17 protein-coding genes are annotated in these 20913 nt (G+C 31.7%); 11 read left to right on the top strand and 6 right to left on the bottom strand.

All coding sequences use genetic code 11. The features are described from left to right. Window positions 1-20 precede the first annotated feature (20 nt). From pgi to RCH18_RS01210, 4 genes are all read left to right on the top strand, one after another. Window positions 21-1664 (top strand): glucose-6-phosphate isomerase, encoded by a 1644-nt coding sequence (gene pgi / locus RCH18_RS01225; protein WP_326934936.1) that lies wholly within the window; start codon window positions 21-23, stop codon window positions 1662-1664. Window positions 1665-1992: 328 nt separating this feature from the next. Beyond that, window positions 1993-5274, top strand: a complete 3282-nt coding sequence (locus RCH18_RS01220) for a TonB-dependent receptor (RefSeq protein WP_326934935.1) — start codon at window positions 1993-1995, stop codon at window positions 5272-5274. 810 nt (window positions 5275-6084) lie between these two features. Further along, window positions 6085-6507, top strand: a complete 423-nt coding sequence (locus RCH18_RS01215) for a hypothetical protein (RefSeq protein ID WP_326934934.1) — start codon at window positions 6085-6087, stop codon at window positions 6505-6507. 84 nt (window positions 6508-6591) lie between these two features. Beyond that, window positions 6592-7119: a septal ring lytic transglycosylase RlpA family protein gene (locus RCH18_RS01210; protein WP_326934933.1), complete on the top strand. Its 528-nt coding sequence runs from the start codon at window positions 6592-6594 to the stop codon at window positions 7117-7119. Between the two features lies 1 nt (window position 7120). Here RCH18_RS01210 and RCH18_RS01205 read toward each other — a convergent pair whose 3' ends face one another. Next, the gene (locus RCH18_RS01205) at window positions 7121-7588 is read right to left on the bottom strand and encodes a CYTH domain-containing protein (protein ID WP_326934932.1); all 468 of its coding nucleotides are present in this window, start codon (window positions 7586-7588) and stop codon (window positions 7121-7123) included. Between the two features lie 387 nt (window positions 7589-7975). Here RCH18_RS01205 and RCH18_RS01200 point away from each other — a divergent pair, with 387 nt between their 5' ends. The 3 genes from RCH18_RS01200 to RCH18_RS01190 all read left to right on the top strand — a co-directional run bounded on the left by RCH18_RS01200 (window position 7976) and on the right by RCH18_RS01190 (window position 11790). Beyond that, the gene (locus RCH18_RS01200) at window positions 7976-10048 is read left to right on the top strand and encodes a recombinase (RefSeq protein ID WP_326934931.1); all 2073 of its coding nucleotides are present in this window, start codon (window positions 7976-7978) and stop codon (window positions 10046-10048) included. Window positions 10049-10096: 48 nt separating this feature from the next. Then, window positions 10097-11179, top strand: a complete 1083-nt coding sequence (gene dinB / locus RCH18_RS01195) for a DNA polymerase IV (RefSeq protein WP_326934930.1) — start codon at window positions 10097-10099, stop codon at window positions 11177-11179. A gap of 95 nt (window positions 11180-11274) precedes the next feature. Further along, window positions 11275-11790 carry a PAS domain-containing protein gene (locus tag RCH18_RS01190; protein ID WP_326934929.1) on the top strand — a complete coding sequence of 172 codons (516 nt, stop codon included), beginning with the start codon at window positions 11275-11277 and terminating at the stop codon, window positions 11788-11790. A 242-nt stretch (window positions 11791-12032) separates the two neighbouring features. Here RCH18_RS01190 and pyk read toward each other — a convergent pair whose 3' ends face one another. The 5 genes from pyk to RCH18_RS01165 form a co-directional block, all read right to left on the bottom strand. Next, window positions 12033-13463 carry a pyruvate kinase gene (gene pyk / locus RCH18_RS01185; protein WP_326934928.1) on the bottom strand — a complete coding sequence of 477 codons (1431 nt, stop codon included), beginning with the start codon at window positions 13461-13463 and terminating at the stop codon, window positions 12033-12035. 5 nt (window positions 13464-13468) lie between these two features. Beyond that, the gene (locus RCH18_RS01180; RefSeq protein ID WP_326934927.1) at window positions 13469-13957 is read right to left on the bottom strand and encodes an IPExxxVDY family protein; all 489 of its coding nucleotides are present in this window, start codon (window positions 13955-13957) and stop codon (window positions 13469-13471) included. Window positions 13958-14071: 114 nt separating this feature from the next. After that, a complete protein-coding gene (rnc, locus tag RCH18_RS01175; RefSeq protein WP_326934926.1) occupies window positions 14072-14812 on the bottom strand; it encodes a ribonuclease III in 741 nt (246 codons plus the stop codon). A gap of 8 nt (window positions 14813-14820) precedes the next feature. After that, complete coding sequence (gene fabF, locus RCH18_RS01170; protein WP_326934925.1) at window positions 14821-16074, bottom strand: beta-ketoacyl-ACP synthase II; 1254 nt, start codon at window positions 16072-16074, stop codon at window positions 14821-14823. A gap of 190 nt (window positions 16075-16264) precedes the next feature. Continuing rightward, window positions 16265-16501: an acyl carrier protein gene (locus tag RCH18_RS01165; RefSeq protein WP_007137004.1), complete on the bottom strand. Its 237-nt coding sequence runs from the start codon at window positions 16499-16501 to the stop codon at window positions 16265-16267. Window positions 16502-16677: 176 nt separating this feature from the next. On the opposite strand from RCH18_RS01165, the gene purN reads away from it, so the two are divergent. The 4 genes from purN to RCH18_RS01145 all read left to right on the top strand — a co-directional run bounded on the left by purN (window position 16678) and on the right by RCH18_RS01145 (window position 20853). Beyond that, window positions 16678-17235 (top strand): phosphoribosylglycinamide formyltransferase, encoded by a 558-nt coding sequence (gene purN, locus RCH18_RS01160; protein ID WP_326934924.1) that lies wholly within the window; start codon window positions 16678-16680, stop codon window positions 17233-17235. 84 nt (window positions 17236-17319) lie between these two features. Continuing rightward, window positions 17320-17799, top strand: coding sequence for a ribonuclease HI (gene rnhA / locus RCH18_RS01155; RefSeq protein WP_326934923.1), 480 nt, complete (start codon window positions 17320-17322; stop codon window positions 17797-17799). Between the two features lie 106 nt (window positions 17800-17905). Continuing rightward, the gene (locus RCH18_RS01150) at window positions 17906-18829 is read left to right on the top strand and encodes a PfkB family carbohydrate kinase (RefSeq protein ID WP_326934922.1); all 924 of its coding nucleotides are present in this window, start codon (window positions 17906-17908) and stop codon (window positions 18827-18829) included. Between the two features lie 125 nt (window positions 18830-18954). Next, the gene (locus RCH18_RS01145) at window positions 18955-20853 is read left to right on the top strand and encodes an amidophosphoribosyltransferase (protein WP_326934921.1); all 1899 of its coding nucleotides are present in this window, start codon (window positions 18955-18957) and stop codon (window positions 20851-20853) included. Window positions 20854-20913: the final 60 nt, after the last annotated feature.

Here is a 20913-nt window from a genome sequence, read left to right as displayed (position 1 = left end):
CACAAGTAAACTCAAATTTAATGGCATTAAAAACAATAAACCCAACTGATACTACCGCTTGGAAAAAACTAGAAGCTCATTTTGTTGAAATGCAAAATACTTCTATAAAAAGTATGTTTGAGCAAGACAGCGAAAGAACTCATCACTTGCATTTACAATGGAATGATATTTTAATTGATTATTCTAAAAACATTATTAACCAAGAAACAATAGAATTACTACTTGAACTTGCTGACGAGGTTGGGCTTGAAAGTGCTATTACTGATTATTTTGACGGTGCTATAATCAATCAAACTGAGAATAGAGCCGTTTTACACACTGCTTTACGAGCAGATGATTCCGCTGTTGTTACTGTCGATGGAATAAATATAATCCCTGAAGTATATAAAGTAAAACGCAAAATAGAGCAGTTTACAAATCAAGTTACCTCTGGAGAAAGAAAAGGGTATACAGGTAAGTCATTCACAGATATAGTAAATATAGGTATTGGTGGTTCAGATTTAGGTCCCGTTATGGTAGTTGAAGCACTGCAATTTTATAAAAATCATTTAAATACACATTTTGTTTCTAACGTAGATGGCGATCATGTACAAGAGATTATAAAGAAATTAGATCCTGAAACGACATTATTTGTTATTGTATCTAAAACTTTTACCACTCAGGAAACGTTGACTAATTCTGAAACTATCAAAAAATGGTTTTTACAGTCAGCTAGTCAAGATGATGTAGCTAAACATTTTGTTGCGGTTTCTACTAATATTGAAAAGGTAACTCACTTTGGTATAAATCCAGCTAATGTTTTCCCAATGTGGGATTGGGTTGGTGGACGTTTTTCATTATGGAGTGCAGTTGGACTTACTATTAGTTTAGCAGTTGGGTATGAAAATTTTAATAGCCTACTAAAAGGAGCTAATAAAATGGATAAGCATTTTAAAGATACTCCATTTGATAAAAATATGCCCATTGTTTTAGCTTTATTGAGTATATGGTATAATAATTTTTTTGGCGCTGAGAGTGAAACTTTAATTCCATATACACAATATTTGCAAAAACTAGCGTCTTACTTACAGCAAGGGACCATGGAAAGTAATGGAAAAAGTATAGGTCGTGATGGGAAAGAAGTGAATTATCAAACCGGAACTATTATTTGGGGTGAGCCCGGAACAAACGCGCAACATGCTTTTTTTCAATTAATTCATCAAGGGACTAAACTGATCCCTGCCGATTTTATAGGATTTGTTTCTCCTTTATATGGTGATCAAGATCATCATAATAAGTTGATGTCTAATTTTTTCGCTCAAACTGAGGCTTTAATGCATGGAAAATCTAAACAACAAGTGCAAGCTGAATTTCACAAGCAAGGACTATCAGCAGAGAAAGCTGAATTCCTTTTGCCATTTAAAGTATTTACTGGTAACAAACCCACCAATACCATATTAATTCAAAAGTTAACACCTGAATCTTTAGGTTCATTAATTGCATTATATGAGCATAAGATATTCGTACAAGGTGTAATTTGGAATATATTTAGCTTTGATCAATGGGGTGTTGAACTAGGAAAACAATTGGCAAATTCAATTTTAGAAGAAATAGATAACAAGGTGGTTAAAGAGCATGATAGTTCAACTACTTTTTTACTAAACTATTTTCTAAAAAATAAGTAATCTTTTAAAATTCTCAAATTATTTCTATTTCTTTTTAAGAAATCATCTGAGGTTTCCAAATTTTAAAAAAAATAGAAATTATGGCATAGAAACTAGCGCTTAATTAAATAATTCTTCTATAACTTAACTAAAATTTTTTTAATGATTCAATAATAAAAAGCAACTATTTAGTTCAAAAAAGTAATAATCAGGTTAAAAATTACAATTAATGTAAAATGAGCTAAATATGAGGATAAAATAATTATCATTCTTAACGTTATATTAACTTTAAGAAATATAAATGTTATATTTTTGCCAAATATTACGAAACTAATTTAAAATGAAAACAATGAAAAAAATTAATAAGTTTTTATTGCTGACTGTAACTTTGTTATTAACTACAGTTATGATGGCTCAGGTAACTTCATCTAGTATGACTGGTAGAGTTTCAGACGCAACAGGGCCTCTCGTAGGTGTAACAGTAATCGCAACTCATACACCTTCAGGAACTACCTACGGAAGTGTTACAAATAGCGAAGGGTATTTCAATTTACCAGGAATGCGAGTTGGTGGTCCTTATAGTGTAGAAGTTTCTTATATTGGATATGGGAAAAACATAACTAAAAACATTATTATTGGACTAGGTGCAGCTTATGTTCATAATGTAGTTTTAAATGAAGAAAATATTACATTAGATCAAGTTATTGTTACTTCTAAAAGAACAAAATTTTCAGCAGAGAAAACAGGTGCGACAACTAACATCTCTAATGCGCAGATAACTGCTATGCCAACTATCAACAGAAGCATAACTGATATGGCTCGTCTTTCTCCATATGCTAATGGAATGAGTATTGCAGGTGGGGACGGTCGTTCAACTAACTTTACGATAGATGGTTCTAATTTTAACAACAACTTCGGATTGAGTTCTAGCCTGCCAGGAGGAGGAAGTCCAATTTCAGTAGATGCGATTGAAGAAATTCAAGTAGTAATAGCTCCTTTTGATGTGCGTCAAACAAATTTTATTGGTGGAGGTATTAATGCGATTACTAAATCGGGAACTAACAGATTTAAAGGTTCTGTTTATTCTTATTTAACAAACCAAGATTTGCGAGGCAATAAAATTGGTAATACTGATTTTGGAGTACGTCCTGAGTCATCAACAAAAACTTATGGTTTAACTTTAGGAGGTCCAATTATTAAAAACAAATTGTTCTTTTTCGTTAATGCAGAATCTATAGTTCGTCCAGGACAAGTTGTTAATTGGAGACCTTCAGCAAATGGTGTTGCCGATCTTAATATGTCACTTTCCCGCACTAGTATTGCAGACATGGAAAGAGTAAAACAGCATTTAATCTCTAACTATGGCTATGATCCAGGTTCTTACAGTGATTATCCTGCAGATGAAACTAATAAAAAACTTCTTTTTCGTATTGATTGGAATATCAATAATGCAAACAAATTAAGTGTACGATACAACTACACTAAAAATCAAGGATGGTTTTCTACTAATGGTAACTCTACTGATGCTGGTTTCCGTAATAACACAATGGATCGTATCTCACAATATTCCATGGCTTTTTCTAATTCTATTTATTCAATGGATAATATTGTGAATTCGCTATCTTTAGATTTAAATACTAGATTTTCAGATAAGCTTTCAAATCAGCTTCTTATTACATCTTCGAAAATACAAGATGCACGTGGTACAAATTCTTCACCATTTCCGTTTATTGACATCATGAATGGTGTTACAGGAGGTGTTCAGAGTCTTGAGCCTTATATTTCTGCAGGTTATGAGCTATTCACATGGAACAATGCTGTTAATAATAATACATTTACAGTTACAGATAATTTAACCTATTATTTAGATAGTCATAAAATTACAGGTGGGCTAAGTTTTGAACATCAGTTGGCAAACAATTCTTATATGAGAAATGGAACGGGTTATTATCGTTACGCAAGTATTGATGATTTTATCAATCAGGCTGCTCCAAGAGATTTCGCTTTGACTTATGGTTATAATGGTGAAAAAAATCCTACTGCAGAAGTTGCTTTCAATCAATTTGGAATTTATCTTCAGGATGAATGGAGTGTTAATCCTAACTTTAAATTATCGTATGGTATTCGTGCAGATTATTTGAAGTATGAGGACAATATTCTTAGAAATAATGCTATTTATGGTCTAGATTTTGGTGGCAGAAAAATTGACACTGGTAAATGGCCAGATGCAAACGTTCAGTTGTCCCCAAGGGTTGGTTTTATTTGGGATACAAAAGGAGATCAAACAATGAAACTTCGTGGAGGAACTGGTATTTTCTCTGGAAGATTACCATTAGTATTTTTTACCAATATGCCAACCAATTCAGGTATGGTGCAAGGAAGTTATGCGGCCACTACTACATATAATGCAAATGGTACTGTAAAAACCGCTAATGCAGCTCTAGCAGGCTTAGCTGGGCCAATTATTACTGATGTAGATCAAATGATTACAAAATTGAATTTACCAAATACAATCACTCCTGCGAATGGTGTTTTACCAAGCGCTATTAATGGTGTAGATTCTAATTTTAAAATGCCACAAGTGTGGAAATCTTCTTTAGCCTTTGATTATGAAGTTCCAGTTTCTTTCCCATTATCGGTTACTGTTGAAGGTATTTATACAAAAAACATGAATGGTGTCATGCTTAAAAATTATAATCTAAAACAACCAGATGCTACATGGAACCGTTTTTCTGGTTCTGATGATAGATATATTTATCCAGCTAAAGCTAATTATACTTACACTGCAAAAGATGCCTATGTATTATCAAATACAAGTAAGGGATGGAGTGCTATAGGAAATATTACTATTAATGCACAACCAGTAGAGTTTTTAAAATTAATGGCAGCATACACTTTTACAGAATCCCAAGAGATTTCTGGTATGCCTGGTAGTAATGCAACATCTGCATATACAGGTTTAGTTACAGTTAATGGACCGCATTTGCCAGAACTTCAGCGTTCTCAATATGTGGTGCCAAATAAAGTAATTGGATCAGCTTCTTACAAACTTCCGTGGTCAAATAATTTATTAAAATCGGCTACTTTTATTAATGTGTTCTATTCAGGATACTCTCCTAATGGATATAGCTTTATATATTCAAATGATATGAATGGCGATGGTATAGGGTCAGATTTAATTTATATTCCAAAAGCTAAAGGTGACATTAAATTCATTAATACTGCTAGCGAAGATGCATTTTTTAAGTTCATGGAACAAGATAGTTATTTGAAAGCAAACAAAGGCAAATACGCTGAAGCTAACGCGGCTCGTAGCCCTTGGGTTAATAGTTTTGATCTAAAATTAGTACGTGAATACTATTTTAAAGTAGGCGGAAATAATAACACATTACAATTTACCATGGATTTCTTAAATGTAGGTAATATGTTAAATTCAGAATGGGGTGTGCAAAAAAACAACTCAATTTCTGGTAATGGTAGAATTTTAAAATATGAGGGTAAGGACGCTAGCAATATTCCTTCTTATTCATTTAATAAAGTTAGTGGTAAGTTCCCTGATAAAACGTATGATTACAACTACTTTTATGCTCAAACTTGGAAACTTCAATTAGGTGTTAAGTATTCTTTCTAGGGAAACAGTATTAATTTTATAATTTAATGGAAACTAGATTTAGGAAAATACTTATTTAATTCTTCTTAGATTTTATAAACGTTTCAAAAATGTAAAACCGCTTCAATTGAAGCGGTTTTTTTACTGGTATATATTATAAGTTTTAAGCTTAGATTACACATTAGAAGTTTTTTTGATAATTTCCCCTTTGCTAAAGTTATATTCGCTAACTTGAGAACTTAGATATAAGGTATTGGTTCAACACAAACTCTAGGTCACAGCATATTGAAATTAACCTTATTTTAACTACTGTATATATTTTAATACCACAGCAACAATGGAATGCACTAAGTGCTTTTATTGATGGTGACGATTATTTAAGAGGTAGGAAAGGTAACTATGCGGAATGCAAGGGTGACCGTTTAATAACAAGTCATGTTATTGATTTAAAATTCGCTCAAGAATTTACATCCAATGTAGGTAAAAAGAAACATACTCTTGAAATTACAGTCGATATCTATAATTTCACTAACCTTATAAATAAAAATTGAGGCAAAAGATATTTTACTAGTGTTGACCAAGTTCAGTTAATTACATTTGCTGACTTTGCTCCAGATGGTACAACTCCAAGATTTAGATTCAATCCTGATGCTGCAGCAAGAATTAATCAAGCTGATGATGTAGGTTTAAGTTCATCAAGATGGCAAATGCAAACTGGTGTTCGTTATACGTTCAACTAGTTTAGTTTAAAACAAAACCCTCATTTCACCAGAAATGGGGGTTTTTTTATGGCTTTTTTTATTATATTTGTTGAAAACAAAAACTTATTTTATGTACAATTTCATTCAAAAATTTCATTCAGGTTGGTCCTATATAGCATTATTAATTTTGGTGGTTGCGGTGGTAACTTTCTTGAGTGGCATGTTTTCTAAAACAGAATTTACCTCTGGAAATCGCAAAATTGGCTTAATTGCACTAATAGTGATTCACATACAATTATTAGTAGGTCTTATTCTATATTTTGTTTCGCCTTTAGGATTTGCTTCTTTAGGACAAATGTCTGATAAAGCACTGCGATTAACTTCTTTAGAACATCCATTAATTAATATAATTGCAATTGCTCTAATAACAATAGGATGGACAAAACATAAAAAATTAATGACATCTGAATCTAAATTTAAAACATTTTCTATTTTCTATGGTTTAGGACTCTTACTTATATTAAGTAGAATTCCATGGTCAATGTGGTTATAAAAACCTTAAAAAAAGCTCTAGAAATAGAGCTTTTTTTATCTAGGTATGATTTTTGTAAAATGATTTGGATATACTAAAATATACATGAAAAGATTAATTACTACATTATTTTTATTCGCATTTATATCTACAGTGTTAGGTCAAAGTGTTGTAATAAATTCGCAAAAAAGTACAAGTTCTAAAGTTGCAGTGCTAAAACCTTCTACTGAAAAAATAACTATTGAAAATGATTCTATTACCAAAATCAAAATTGCACTTGAATTTCAGCAGAGAAAATTAGATTCTGTAGGTAATGTACTTGCCGTTTTTAAACCCTATAAAAAATCAGTTCATGCATCCTATTATGCCGCTAAGTTTACTGGAAAAAAGACTACTAGTGGAACTAGATTTGACAACAATAAATATACAGCAGCACACAAAAAATTACCTTTTGGTACTAAAGTAAGAGTAACTAATGAAAAAAACGGAAAATCAGTAGTGGTAGAAATTACTGATCGAGGTCCCTATGTAAAGGCTAGGGAGATTGATCTAACAAAGCGTGCTTTTATGGATATTGCTACTAATAAAGGAAGCGGAGGTATGATAGTGACTATTGAGGTTATGACAAACTAAGCTACCATAATCTGAAAGGATTTTTACTTAGGTATGCATTATAATATTTGATATTACCAGTCATTTCATCTCCAACCCAGCTTGGTTTAATAAATACCTCTTCTTCAGATTTAAGTTCAATTTCAGCAATACATAATCCCATATTTTCGCCGTGAAATTCATCAACTTCAAATACGTGTTCGCCACTTTGAACCTCGTAGCGCGTCTTTTCAATAATGCCAGTTTCGCATAATAGCAGTAGTTTCTTTGCGTCGTCAATTGAAAGTTCATTCTCCCATTCAAATCGAGATAAACCACTATCATTTGAGGCGCCTTTAATAGTCAAGAAAGCATCATCTCCTTTAATACGTATTCTAACAGTACGTTCAGGTACAGAGCTTAAATATCCTTGCGCAATAATACTTCTCGAAAAACTTAAACTTTTATAAGAATCGTTTTTCACTAAAAATTTTCTTTCTATTTCAATCATTTTATTATAATAGCAATTAGTTTTTTTAAAGCAAAGGAAACTTTATTAAATTATATCTATGCGACAGTTTTGAGATATTTTTAATATTATCGCTCTCTCGAGGTTAAACGTAATATTGTAATTGATCATTTTAGCATTGTTTAAATTATATTTTTTAATTTAAAACAGTTTTAATAAGATCTTAATTAGTAGTAAGGTTCTAAGTTTGTTTTTCAAAATTTTAGATATAACAACAAATCATATCTTGTTATTAATAAATAAATCATTGTGAATAGCTGTAAAACTTACTTTGGTTTAATTTTTTCTTGCTTAACTAATAATTTTTACTGTTATGTTATCGAAAATTGGTTTGTCTATTTGTATTTTTACACAAATTGTAGCAAATAAATGAAGTTATTCCTTAAAGCGAAACCTAAATCAACCCCAGCGGGACTATTAACTGAATTTTTTGGTGAAGCGCAATCGTGGCGTGATTCAGTCGATAACTTGGAACCTTTAGTAGAATTAATTCGTTTAATTCGACCTATAAAGGTAATAAAAAATCAAGCAGTTGATTTGCAAGAAATTATTACGTTTTTAAAACAAAATCATTCTTGCCGTCAGCAATTAGCGATTTACATTAAAGAGGTGTTGGAAGATAGAAAATTTAACAAAATTCTTTCTGACGCTGCAATACTGCAAGATGTAGATTTTATATTTGAAGTAAAAAAAAGAATTTTCGCTAAATTCTTGCCTTATCAGCCGCAAAAAGACACCTTAGAATATGTGCTAAATCAAGTGTTTTATTTGGCTAATGATGGAAACTGGATTGGAAATATTTCTAAACAGCAATTAGGCGAGTTATATGATCTTTTAAAGTTCAAATCTATCTATGATACGATGGTTCCTAATTCGGCAATGTCTGAATTATTAATAGCGCAACACTTATTAATACAGCGTATTAGTGGTAGAGCAATGGAGACTGACGTAATTAAAATGGTGCCTGAATATGATGATTTGGAAAATCCGTTTTCAGCTTTTGAAAAGGAATTATATTTAATAGAGGATCAAATTAGAAGTTCTGAGAAACATTATATACCATCAAATGATATTTCATACGCACAACTCTTAGTTTTACAAAAACAGTGTGAAGGTTTTGTTGATAAGGCATTTCATAATAGTTCAAAATATGGAATTTCTTTAAGGGTAAATCAAAATCTGTTGAAAATTAGACAGCAATTGGTACGACTAAAATTTTTAATTTCATTATTAACAGTTGATTCTGAAAAAGATAAAAAAAAGAACGGAATTGCGCTGGCTTTACGTTTAATAAAATTTAACTGTTATAAAAATAACGTTCGAAAATTTATAGCTGAAAGCACACAATTGATTTCTTATGAAATAACACAACACACCGCTAAAACGGGTGAACGTTATATAACTGAAAGTAGGAAAGAGTATTTTAATATGTTTAAAGCCTCATTAGGAGGTGGTTTGATTGTGGGGCTTTTATGTATTATTAAGATCTTGCTTTCAAAAGTAGATACTAGTTATTTTGGACATGCTTTTATTTATAGTATGAATTATGCTTTTGGATTTATCGCCATTTATATATTAGGATTTGCATTGGCTACAAAGCAGCCGGCAATGACTGCTGCTGCTTTGATTAAGGCATTAGAAGAAGGAGTACTGCAACAGGGTCGAGGTGCCGATAAATATAAAGCTTTTGCTATTCTTTTTGCTCGAGTTGTTCGCTCTCAGTTAATTGCGTTTTTTGGAAATGTAATTATGGCGTTTCCAGTTTCACTGTTGGGAATTTGGTTAATTGATTATTTTTTACATTACAATATTGCTGCATCAAAATGGGAAACTTTAGTTACTGATCTAAGTCCTATCCATTCATTAGCTATTTTCCATGCCGCTATTGCAGGGGTATTTCTTTTTTTATCTGGAATTATTTCAGGCAGTGTAACTAACAGGGATAAACATAATCAGGTTTATTTTAGAATCACAGAACATCCATTTTTAAAAAGAAATCTAGGAAAACTCAGAACGCTAAATCTAGCAAAGCTTTATGAAAAAAGATGGGCTGGTGTGATTTCTAATTTCTGGTTTGGTGTATTTATGGGTAGTACAGGATCAATAGGTTTATTTTTAGGATTAAATTTAGATATACGACATATCACCTTTGCTAGTGGAAATCTTGCCTTAGCTTTGTATGGGGCAAATTATCAAATTAGTTCTTGGATGCTATTTTGGGGAATCTTTGGAATTGGTATAATAGGACTAGTCAATTTTATAGTTAGTTTCAGTCTTTCTTTAGGTCTAGCCTTTCGCTCTAGATCTATTTCCCTTTTTGAGTTGCGATTTGTAACGGTTTCGATTTGGAAACATTTTAAATCAAAGCCAGTAAGTTTCTTTTTTCCAACAGAGCGAAAACTAATTGTATTGCCTGAAGAAGAAGTGAATTCTATACAATAGATAAGAAAGTAGTCAAAGCCACAAAAAATCAATTCCTAATTTACTGTGATGGAGGATTTAATTCCCAATAGAAAAATTATACATGTTGATATGGATGCTTTTTATGCATCGGTAGAACAAATGGATAATCCTCAATTACGTGGTAAGCCAATTGCTGTTGGAGGTTCTGAAAATCGAGGAGTTGTTGCTGCAGCGAGTTATGAAGCTAGAAAGTTTGGAGTGCGCAGTGCATTAAGTAGCATTATAGCTAAGAAAAATTGTCCTGAACTTATATTTGTAACCCCAAGATTTGACCGTTATAAGGAAATATCAAATCAAATTCAAAAAATTTTCTATGAATATACTGATTTAGTTGAACCGCTATCACTTGATGAAGCATACCTTGATGTGACTATTAATAAAAAAGGCAATCCAAGTGCAACAATTTTAGCGCAAGAAATTAGGCAACGTATTTTTGAGACGGTTGGTTTAACTGCTTCAGCTGGAATATCAGTTAACAAATTTGTGGCTAAAATTGCAAGCGATTACAATAAACCCAATGGCCAGAAAACAGTAAATCCCGATGAAGTTATTCCTTTTTTGGAACAATTAGCTATAAGGAAATTTCATGGAGTAGGTAAAGTTACTACTGAAAAGATGTATCAATTGGGAATTTTTACTGGTCTAGATTTAAAAAGTAAATCAGATGAATTCTTAGAAAAACATTTTGGAAAATCAGGAAAATTTTATTACAATGTAGTTCGAGGGATTCATAATAGTCCAGTAAAGTCAGATCGAATTAGTAAATCAGTTGCGGCTGAACATACTTTTGATAGCAATTTGTCTTCTGAAATATATATGATTGAAAAACTAGAAAGTATTGCTGGTTCTTTAGAAAAAAGAATTAAAAAGCATGGAGTTGCAGGGAAAACTATTACATTAAAAATTAAATACAGTGATTTTACACAACAAACGAGAAGTAAAACGCTGCCTTATTTTGTTTCAGACAAAATTTTAATTTTATCAATTGTAAGTGAACTTTTATATCAAGAGAGAATGAAAGATTCAGTGCGACTGCTTGGCATTTCGTTAAGTAACTTAAATACAGATGAGAAACGTTTTGTCGCAGTGCAGTTGAAATTTGACTTTTAAATCATTTGAAAGTGCTTCAACAAGGGTTAAAGTTATGCATTTCTTATTTTTTTAATACAATTAAATTTATATTTGCCTTCTTAAATTGAATTATTATGAGTGACTTTAAACAATACGAAGATACTATTGCGTTGTATAACAGCAATTTAAAGAGCAAATCCACTCCTATAAATTCATGGGATTTTCATAATAATTTTTTAAATAACGTAAAGAATTATTTTTACGATTTAAATAAGATTGAGTTAATTGCTTTACAAAATAAGTGGTCCAACAATGAGTGGGATATAAAAAATAGCTTGAAAGAGGAAGTAATTATTGTTACGGATGTAAAACTAAAAATTGTATTTGCATCTTACAATATTATTGATATGAATGGATATACTTCCGAGGAAGTAGTTGGGAAAAGTCCAAGAATGTTTCAAGGCGAAGCTACTAATAAGGTTACTTCTAATGAAATTCGTATAGCTTTACAAGAAGTAAAATCTTTTGAAAAAACAATCATAAATTATAAGAAAAATGGTGAAACCTATGAATGTTTAATCAAAGGATATCCTATTTTTGATAATAAAGGAATATTAAGTCACTATATCGCTTTTGAAAAAGCTGCATAAAATAATAAACCTTTCTAGTTAGAAAGGTTTATTATTTTTACGCAGTAATCTAAACTATTCAATAATAGTATTTTTGAATAGTTTAGATTGACATATAATTAGTTAATTTTTTGTGTTTTTTAAACTTAAATACATTCATTATTTTTTGATGATATTGAACTAATTTATCTGTTAGATTAATTTAAAAAAAAACCGTCTTATTACAGAATAAGACGGTTTTTACTATTTAAAAAAATGTAATATTACTCTATTTCAGAAACTCTTAAGGTATTTACCATTCCTCTATCTTTTATAGGCATTGCAGCTAAATTAATTAAGAAATCACCTTTTTCAACAAACCCTTTTACTTTCACAATTTCATTAATATCGATTACAGTATCATCAGTGCTTACGGTTCTTTCATAGAAAAAAGAACGTACGCCCCATAATAAATTAAGCTGAGTTAGAATTCTTTTATTAGAAGTAAAAACTAAAATATGAGCATTTGGTCTCCAAGCAGAAATTTGAAATGCAGTATAGCCACTGTTTGTCAAGGTACAAATTGCCTTTGCATGAATTGCATTAGCCATTGTTGCCGCGTGGTGACAAATTGTTTTAGTTATAAATCGCTTTGTTTTTACTTGAGGAGTATTTTGAGGCACATGAATCAACGGAGAGTCTTCCACAGCTTGAATGATTTGTGACATTTTTTGTATCACTTGAACAGGATAATTTCCTGTGGCAGTCTCACCAGAGAGCATAACAGCATCTGCACCATCCATTACTGAGTTAGCAACATCATTGACCTCAGCACGTGTTGGAGTCAAACTAGTAATCATTGTCTCCATCATTTGTGTAGCAACAATTACTGGAATTCTGGCAGTTTTAGCTCTTCGAATCAACTCTTTTTGTACAAGAGGTACTTCATGAGCAGGAAGTTCAACACCTAAATCTCCACGAGCTACCATCAAACCATCACAATAGGCTACAATTTTATCAATATTTTCTAATGCCTCAGGCATTTCTATCTTGGCTATTATCGGAATTTTGTAATCTGAATGTTTTGCTATTAATTCCTGTAAGTCTTGTAAATCTTGTGGTGTTTTTACAAATGATAGTGCAATCCAATCTACATGTTGCTCAATAGCAAAAAGAGCATCTTCAATGTCTTTTTCTGTCATTGCAGGAAGCGAAATTTTCGTATTCGGTAGATTTACTCCTTTTTTAGATTTTAATTCTCCACCTTGTATAACCTTAGCTACAACCTCTGATTTCTTATCTGTTTCTACAATTTCAAAAATAAGTTTTCCATCATCAAGTAAAATACGCTCACCCGGATTAACATCGTTTGGGAAGTTTTTATATTTCATAAAAACTTTTGAAGCCGTTCCTAGAATATCTTCAGCAGTTGTAAATGTTATTAGATCTCCATCTTGAACTATAACTCCTTCTTCCATAACTCCAACTCGAAGTTTTGGACCTTGTAAATCGCCTAATATAGCTGTAGTGTACCCAAATTCTTCGTTTAAGCCTCGTATAAGAGCAATTTTCTCTTTTACATCATCATAGTCAGCATGAGAAAAATTTACTCGAAAGACATTTACACCAGCATCAATCATATCTTTTATAATTTCTCTAGTACTACATGCAGGTCCTAACGTGGCTACAATTTTAGTTTTTTTGTTATTCAGCATTATCATTAAAAAATTAAATTGTTTTTAAATTTCATTTTATTTATTTCTACTATGTAAGCAGTTGTTACAATAGGTATAGTATTTAATAATTGCATTGTCTGCGCAATTTTTAATGGGCTACTCTTATTTTCTATCTTTAGAAAATAATCCACTTTTTTTAATTCAGGAACTAAAAAATTTCTAGTAGTCAGATCCATAATTATATTGGAAAATAAATTTTCGGGAGTTATTTCTTGATGATGGATAATTTCATATCGATTTTGAAATAAAAGCCAGCTACTATTATTTTCTTCATCATCGTAAAAAAATGAAGAAAAATTTATTTTCCCTTCTTTTAAATTAATTTCTATTTCCTTATCAATTAAAATTAAATTTAATACTAATCTTTGATTAATAAGATACGCTAATCTATAGGCTTCTATAGAAGTATGAATGGCAATAAGATTATAATCTATTTCGTCAAAGTCGCCAAGATCAAGTTTATGAATAGCCATTTTTCGAAAAAATAAGATGTAAATATAAGATTTCTATTTCTGTATTACTCTTTTAGTATTGGATGTTTTTTATAATTTATAAACGATAACGATATAGTGTAGGTAATAAATTATTTATTTTCGATCCATTTTTTCTTGAAATGCAAAGTAAGCACGTTGCGATGCTTTTTCCTCTGCTTTTTTCTTGGATGTTGCTCTGGCTTTTGCAATTACTTTATCGTCAATACTAAGTTTTACTCCAAACAAGCGTTCACCATTAATACCGTTATCCTCAAAAATATCATAATGAAACATTCTTTTTTCTTTTTGACACCATTCTATAATCAAACTTTTATAACTTATGACTTTACCTTCTAATTTGACAATATCAATATAAGGCGTTACCACTCTTTTTTTAATAAATTTCTCACAGTATGTATAGCCTCGATCTAAGTAGATAGCACCTATCAAAGATTCAAAAATGTTTCCATGTAAATTATCGCCAAAATGGTCAATTGGAACTTTACTTTCGATATATTGAGCTAGGTTTAAGTCTTTTCCCAATTCATTTAAATGCTCTCTGCTTACAATTTTAGAACGCATTTTAGTAAGATATCCTTCATCTCCCAAAGGTGACTTATCAAATAAATAAGCAGCAATAACTGAACTAAGCATGGCGTCTCCTAAAAACTCTAAACGCTCATAATTCATAGGATTGCCAAGGTTATCAGATCTATTAGCAGAACGATGTGTAAATGCTTTTTTATAAATTTCTAAATGAATAGGTTTAAATCCTAAAATTGTTTGAATAGAATCAAAAAAAATCCCGTCTTCAAGAGAACGGGATTTTGAAAATATTTTCCTGATTATACGCATATATATAATTAGATTTCTAATTTTTTAACTAGCACGCAAGCGTTATGACCTCCAAAACCAAAGGTATTACTCATCACCACCTTCATATCTCTTTTCTGCGCTTTATTAAATGTAAAGTTTAATTTAGAGTCTATGTTCTCATCATCAGTGAAATGATTTATTGTAGGAGGCACAATGCCATGTTTTAATGAAAGAATTGAAGAAATAGTTTCAATTGCCCCAGCTGCTCCTAATAAATGACCTGTCATTGATTTAGTTGAATTCAAATTCATCGTATAGGCATGCTCACCAAAAACGTGCAGTATAGCCTTAGACTCTGCAATATCACCAAGTGGAGTAGATGTCCCGTGCATGTTTACACCATCAACGTCGCTTGCTTGTAATCCAGCATCTCTTAAACAATTAATCATTACATTTTTGGCACCTAAACCCTCTGGATGTGGTGCGGTAATATGATATGCATCAGCTGACATGCCGCCGCCACCTATTTCGCAATAAATTTTTGCACCACGTGCTATAGCGTGTTCGTACTCTTCAAGGATTAATGCCCCAGCTCCTTCACCTAAAATAAAACCATCACGGTCTTTATCCATTGGTCTCGAGGCTGTTTTTGGATCATCATTTCTAGTAGATAAAGCGTGCATTGCATTAAATCCACCCATACCAGCAATTGTAACTGCAGCTTCAGATCCACCGGTTACCATCACATCAGCATGACCTAATCGAATATAATTAAAAGCATCAATAATTGCATTTGTAGAGGATGCACAAGCTGAAACAGTTGTAAAATTTGGACCTCTAAAACCATATTTTATAGAAATGTGGCCACCAGCTATATCAGAAATCATTTTCGGAATAAAAAATGGATTGAATTTTGGCGTTCCATCTCCAGCAGCAAAGTTCAACATTTCAATTTGAAAGGTTTCTAAACCACCTATTCCAGAACCCCAAATGACACCAACTCTATCTTTATCTAATTTTTCAAAATTAAAAGCCGCATCAGTCACAGCCTCATCAGAACTCACCATGGCATATTGTGCATAACGGTCCATTTTTCTAGCTTCTTTTCGATCTAGAAAATCTTCAGCTTTAAAATTCTTTAATTCACAAGCAAAATGAGTCTTAAACTTTGAAGCATCAAAATAAGTTATTGGAGCAGCTCCGCTAACGCCATTAATAAGCCCATTCCAAAATTCCTCAATGTTATTTCCAATAGGTGTAAGAGCGCCTAAACCTGTTACAACAACTCGTTTTAATACCATAAATTCTTTACTTTTTGTTATCTAAAAAACAAATAAAACCCATGCAAACTTTACTATATTATAGTGTAAAGGAGCGATGGGTGTTACAAATAATATAATTTTGATTGAAATTCAATCTTAGATTTAATTTTAAAAAAATAATAACACCCGGTTTTTAGATTTACAAATCTAAAAACCGAGTGTAAACTTATTATTTTTTAGCTTCCTCAATATAAGAGATAGCTTGACCTACAGTAGCAATGTTTTCTGCTTGATCGTCTGGAATTTGGATATCAAATTCTTTTTCGAATTCCATAATAAGCTCTACAGTGTCTAATGAGTCAGCGCCTAAATCATTAGTGAAGCTTGCTTCTGTTACAACTTCGTTTTCGTCAACACCTAATTTGTCTACGATAATCGCTTTTACTCTTGATGCAATGTCTGACATAATCTTTAATTTTAGAATTTAATTTGTTGGCAAAAATAAAAAACTTTATTTGAAAACCACGCTTTAGTTAATAAATGTGAGCACTAATGTATAAAATTTATTTTAACAAAGCTCAAGCAATGTTATATATTTTCATTTTTTATGCGTTTTTTTGTACTTTTAAAAGAGACTATAATATGAAGAAAATCGTTGTTTTTGCTTCTGGATCGGGTACTAACGCTGAAAACATCATTCAGTATTTTGAAAAAAAAAAGACTGCAAGAGTGGTGGCCGTTTATACTAATAATGCAAATGCAGGTGTAATTGTAAAAGCCAAAAACTATAATGTACCCACTGAAATTTTTTCTAAAGAGGATCTAATTGGAAGTATAGTACTACATAACTTAAATAGGATTAAGCCCGATATGATTATTTTAGCTGGTTTTTTACTAAAATTCCCAGAAAATATTATAAAAGCGTACCCTAATTTAATTGTAAATATACATCCTGCATTATTACCTAAGTACGGCGGAAAAGGAATGTATGGCATGCATATTCATAAAGCTATTGTAGAAAATAAAGAAAAAGAAACTGGAATAACTATTCATTATGTAAATGAAAATTATGATGAAGGTGCTATTATTTTTCAGCAAGCCGTCACTTTATTAGGCATACAAAATGCTGCAGAAGTGGCTGCAAAAATTCATGTTTTGGAGCAAGAGTATTTTCCAAAAATAATAGAAGGGTTGTTATAAAAATAATATAACACTATAGCGGAAGCTCATTTAATTGATCTCAATTTAACGAGAAAATAAGCATAAAAGGATAAATAATAAATTATGGAATACGATGTGCATATTTATACTGACGGTGCAGCCAAAGGAAATCCTGGTAATGGTGGTTATGGAGTGGTTATGGAATGGGTAGGCAAGCCCTATAAAAAAGAATTTTTTGAAGGTTTTCGTAAAACTACTAATAATAGAATGGAATTGCTTGCTGTTATAGTGGGTCTTGAAAAATTGAAATATTCAGACACTAAAGTTTTAGTAATTTCTGACTCAAAATATGTAGTAGATTCAGTAGTTAAAAAATGGGTTTTAGGTTGGGAGAAAAAAGGATTTGCCAATAGAAAAAACTCAGATCTATGGAAGCGATTTTTAATAATTTATCGCAAGCATAAAGTAGATTTTAAATGGATAAAAGGACATAATAATCACAAACAAAATGAAAGATGCGATGAATTAGCGGTTTACGCCTCTGCTTTACCTAGTGTTTCCATTGATGCTTTTTACGAAAGAGAAGAAGCCAAATTATTATAATTTTCTTACTCTAAAAACGAAAAAATTAGTAAAATTTTACGTTTTAAATGCATTGCAGTTTTATTAGTTATAAACTATCTTTGCAACTTAATTAGAAACATACATAATGAATAAATTATTGATTGTTGGAACCGTAGCTTTTGACGCAATTGAAACTCCTTTTGGTAAAACAGATAAAATTTTAGGTGGTGCTGCAACTTATATAGGGCTATCGGCCTCTTTTTTTAATTTAAAATCGGCTATTGTTTCTGTAGTTGGCGATGACTTTCCACAAGAATATTTAGATTTATTATCGTCTAAAAATATTGATATTTCTGGACTTGAAGTAGTAAATGGTGGTAAAACATTTTTTTGGAGCGGTCGCTATCATAATGATTTAAATTCAAGAGATACACTAGATACGCAACTAAATGTTTTAGCAGATTTCCAACCAAAGGTGCCTCAGGATTTTCAAAATGCTGACATTGTAATGCTAGGAAACTTACATCCACTTGTTCAAAGTAGTGTTTTAGATCAGATGGAAACTCAGCCTAAATTAGTTGTTCTTGATACAATGAATTTTTGGATGGATTGTGCATTGCCTCAACTGATGGAAGTAATTAAGCGTGTAGATGTTATTACGATTAATGATGAAGAGGCGCGTCAACTCTCTGGAGAATATTCTTTAGTTAAGGCTGCCGCCAAAATTCAACTGATGGGTCCAAAATATGTTGTAATCAAAAAAGGAGAACACGGAGCACTATTGTTTCACAATAAAGAGGTCTTTTTTGCTCCCGCTTTACCATTAGAAGAAGTTTTTGATCCTACAGGAGCAGGCGATACATTTGCTGGAGGATTTGCTGGGTATATTACGCAAAGTGAAAATATTTCATTCGATAATATGAAAAATGCAATTATTCAGGGATCAAATTTAGCATCCTTTTGTGTCGAAAAATTTGGAACAGAAAGAATGGTTGAATTAAATAAAAATGATGTAGTGTCAAGATTACACCAATTCAGATCATTGACACAATTTGACATAGAACTATAATTAAAAATCAACCTCGGAAACGGGGTTTTTTTGTAAAATAACATACTGCTCAACAGTAAATGGATTGATTTTTGAAAACATTCCAATTTATTTCTTAGAACAACACAACTACAAATTACAATATAATGAGTGACGCTTTAAAACATGAATGTGGTATAGCACTGGTTAGACTTCTTAAACCTCTTGAATTTTATAAAGAGAAATATGGTACCGCATTTTACGGTATTCAAAAAATGTACTTGCTTATGGAAAAGCAGCACAATCGAGGTCAAGATGGTGCTGGATTTGCTAGCATTAAGTTAGATGTTGAGGCAGGTGAGCGTTATATAAGTCGCGTACGATCGAATGAGGCACAACCAATTCAAGATGTTTTTTCTCAAATTAATGATAGAATAAATGAAGAAATTGCTAATCATCCTGAATATGCTGATGATGTAGCTCTTCAAAAAAAGAAAATACCTTATCTAGGTGAGTTATTTTTAGGTCATGTTCGTTATGGAACTTTTGGTAAAAATAGTATCGAAAGTGTACATCCATTTTTACGTCAAAACAATTGGATGCACCGCAACTTGATATTAGCTGGTAATTTTAATATGACTAATGTACAAGAGCTTTTTCAAAGCCTTATAGAATTAGGACAGCATCCAAAAGAAATGGCAGATACTGTTACGGTTATGGAAAAAATAGGTCATTTTCTTGATGATGCTGTAACTGACTTATATCAAGAATGTAAGAATGAAGGTTTAAGTAAAAGAGAAGCTTCGCCAATAATTGCTGAACGATTAGATGTGGGTCGAATATTAAGACGCGCGTCTAAAAACCTAGATGGAGGTTATGCAATGGCTGGTTTACTGGGTCATGGTGATGCTTTTGTGTTTAGAGACCCGGCAGGAATTCGCCCTGCTTATTTTTATCAAGATGATGAGATAGTGGTAGTAGCTTCAGAAAGACCTGTAATTCAAACTGCTTTTAATGTTCCTTTTGAAAAAGTACAGGAAATCGAACCTGGGAATGCACTAATTATCAAAAAAGATGGAACAATTTCTATGGAAGAAATTTTGCCTCCTACAGTTAGAAAATCATGTTCTTTTGAACGTATCTATTTTTCTAGAGGTAGTGATGCTGAAATTTATCAAGAAAGAAAGACTTTAGGGAGGTTAATTTTGCCTGCTGTTTTACAATCTATAGATCAAGATACAGATAATACGGTGTTTTCTTATATTCCTAATACGGCTGAAACCTCGTTTTATGGGTTAGTTGAAGCTGCTCAAGATTTTTTAAATCAAAGAAAGAATAATTACATTCTGGAGAATAGAAATACTCTAACCAAAGAATCGTTGCAAGAATTACTAGCTGTAAAAATCCGTACTGAAAAAGTAGCTATAAAAGATGCTAAATTAAGAACTTTTATTACGGAAGATAGTAGTAGGGATGATCTGGTTGCGCATGTTTATGATGTTACGTATGGTGTAATCAAACCCACTGATAATCTAGTAATCATTGATGATAGTATTGTACGTGGTACTACATTAAAAATGAGTATTATAAAAATGATGGATCGCTTAAATCCAAAACGAATAGTGATTGTATCATCAGCCCCGCAAATTCGTTATCCTGATTGCTATGGAATTGACATGGCTAAAATGGAGGGTTTAATTGCATTTAAAGCCGCACTTGAATTATTAAAGGAAAGAAACCTTTATCATATTGTTGCGGAAGTGTATGCAAAATGTAAAGCTCAGGAAAATTTTGTAGATACTGCGGTTGTCAATTATGTTACTGCAATATATGCACCTTTTGAACCACAAGAAATATCAGATAAGATAGCGGAGATGTTAAGCTCTCCTGAAATAAAAGCAGAGGTAAAAATAATATTTCAAACTGTAGATGATTTACATATTGCCTGTCCTAAAAATTTAGGCGATTGGTACTTTACTGGAGATTATCCTACTCCAGGTGGTAATAGAGTAGTCAATCGTGCATTTATGAATTTTTATGAAGGAAAAGATGCTAGGGCTTATTGAAAATTAAGGCTAAATGGCATTTAGTCGGTTTTATAGGTTGTTTATCTAAAATATTTGCTA

It is taken from the genome of Flavobacterium sp. PL11 (assembly GCF_035985025.1).
Lineage (GTDB): Bacteria > Bacteroidota > Bacteroidia > Flavobacteriales > Flavobacteriaceae > Flavobacterium.
Note: the sequence above shows the minus strand (reverse complement) of the source record. Positions and strands in the feature narration are given on the sequence as shown.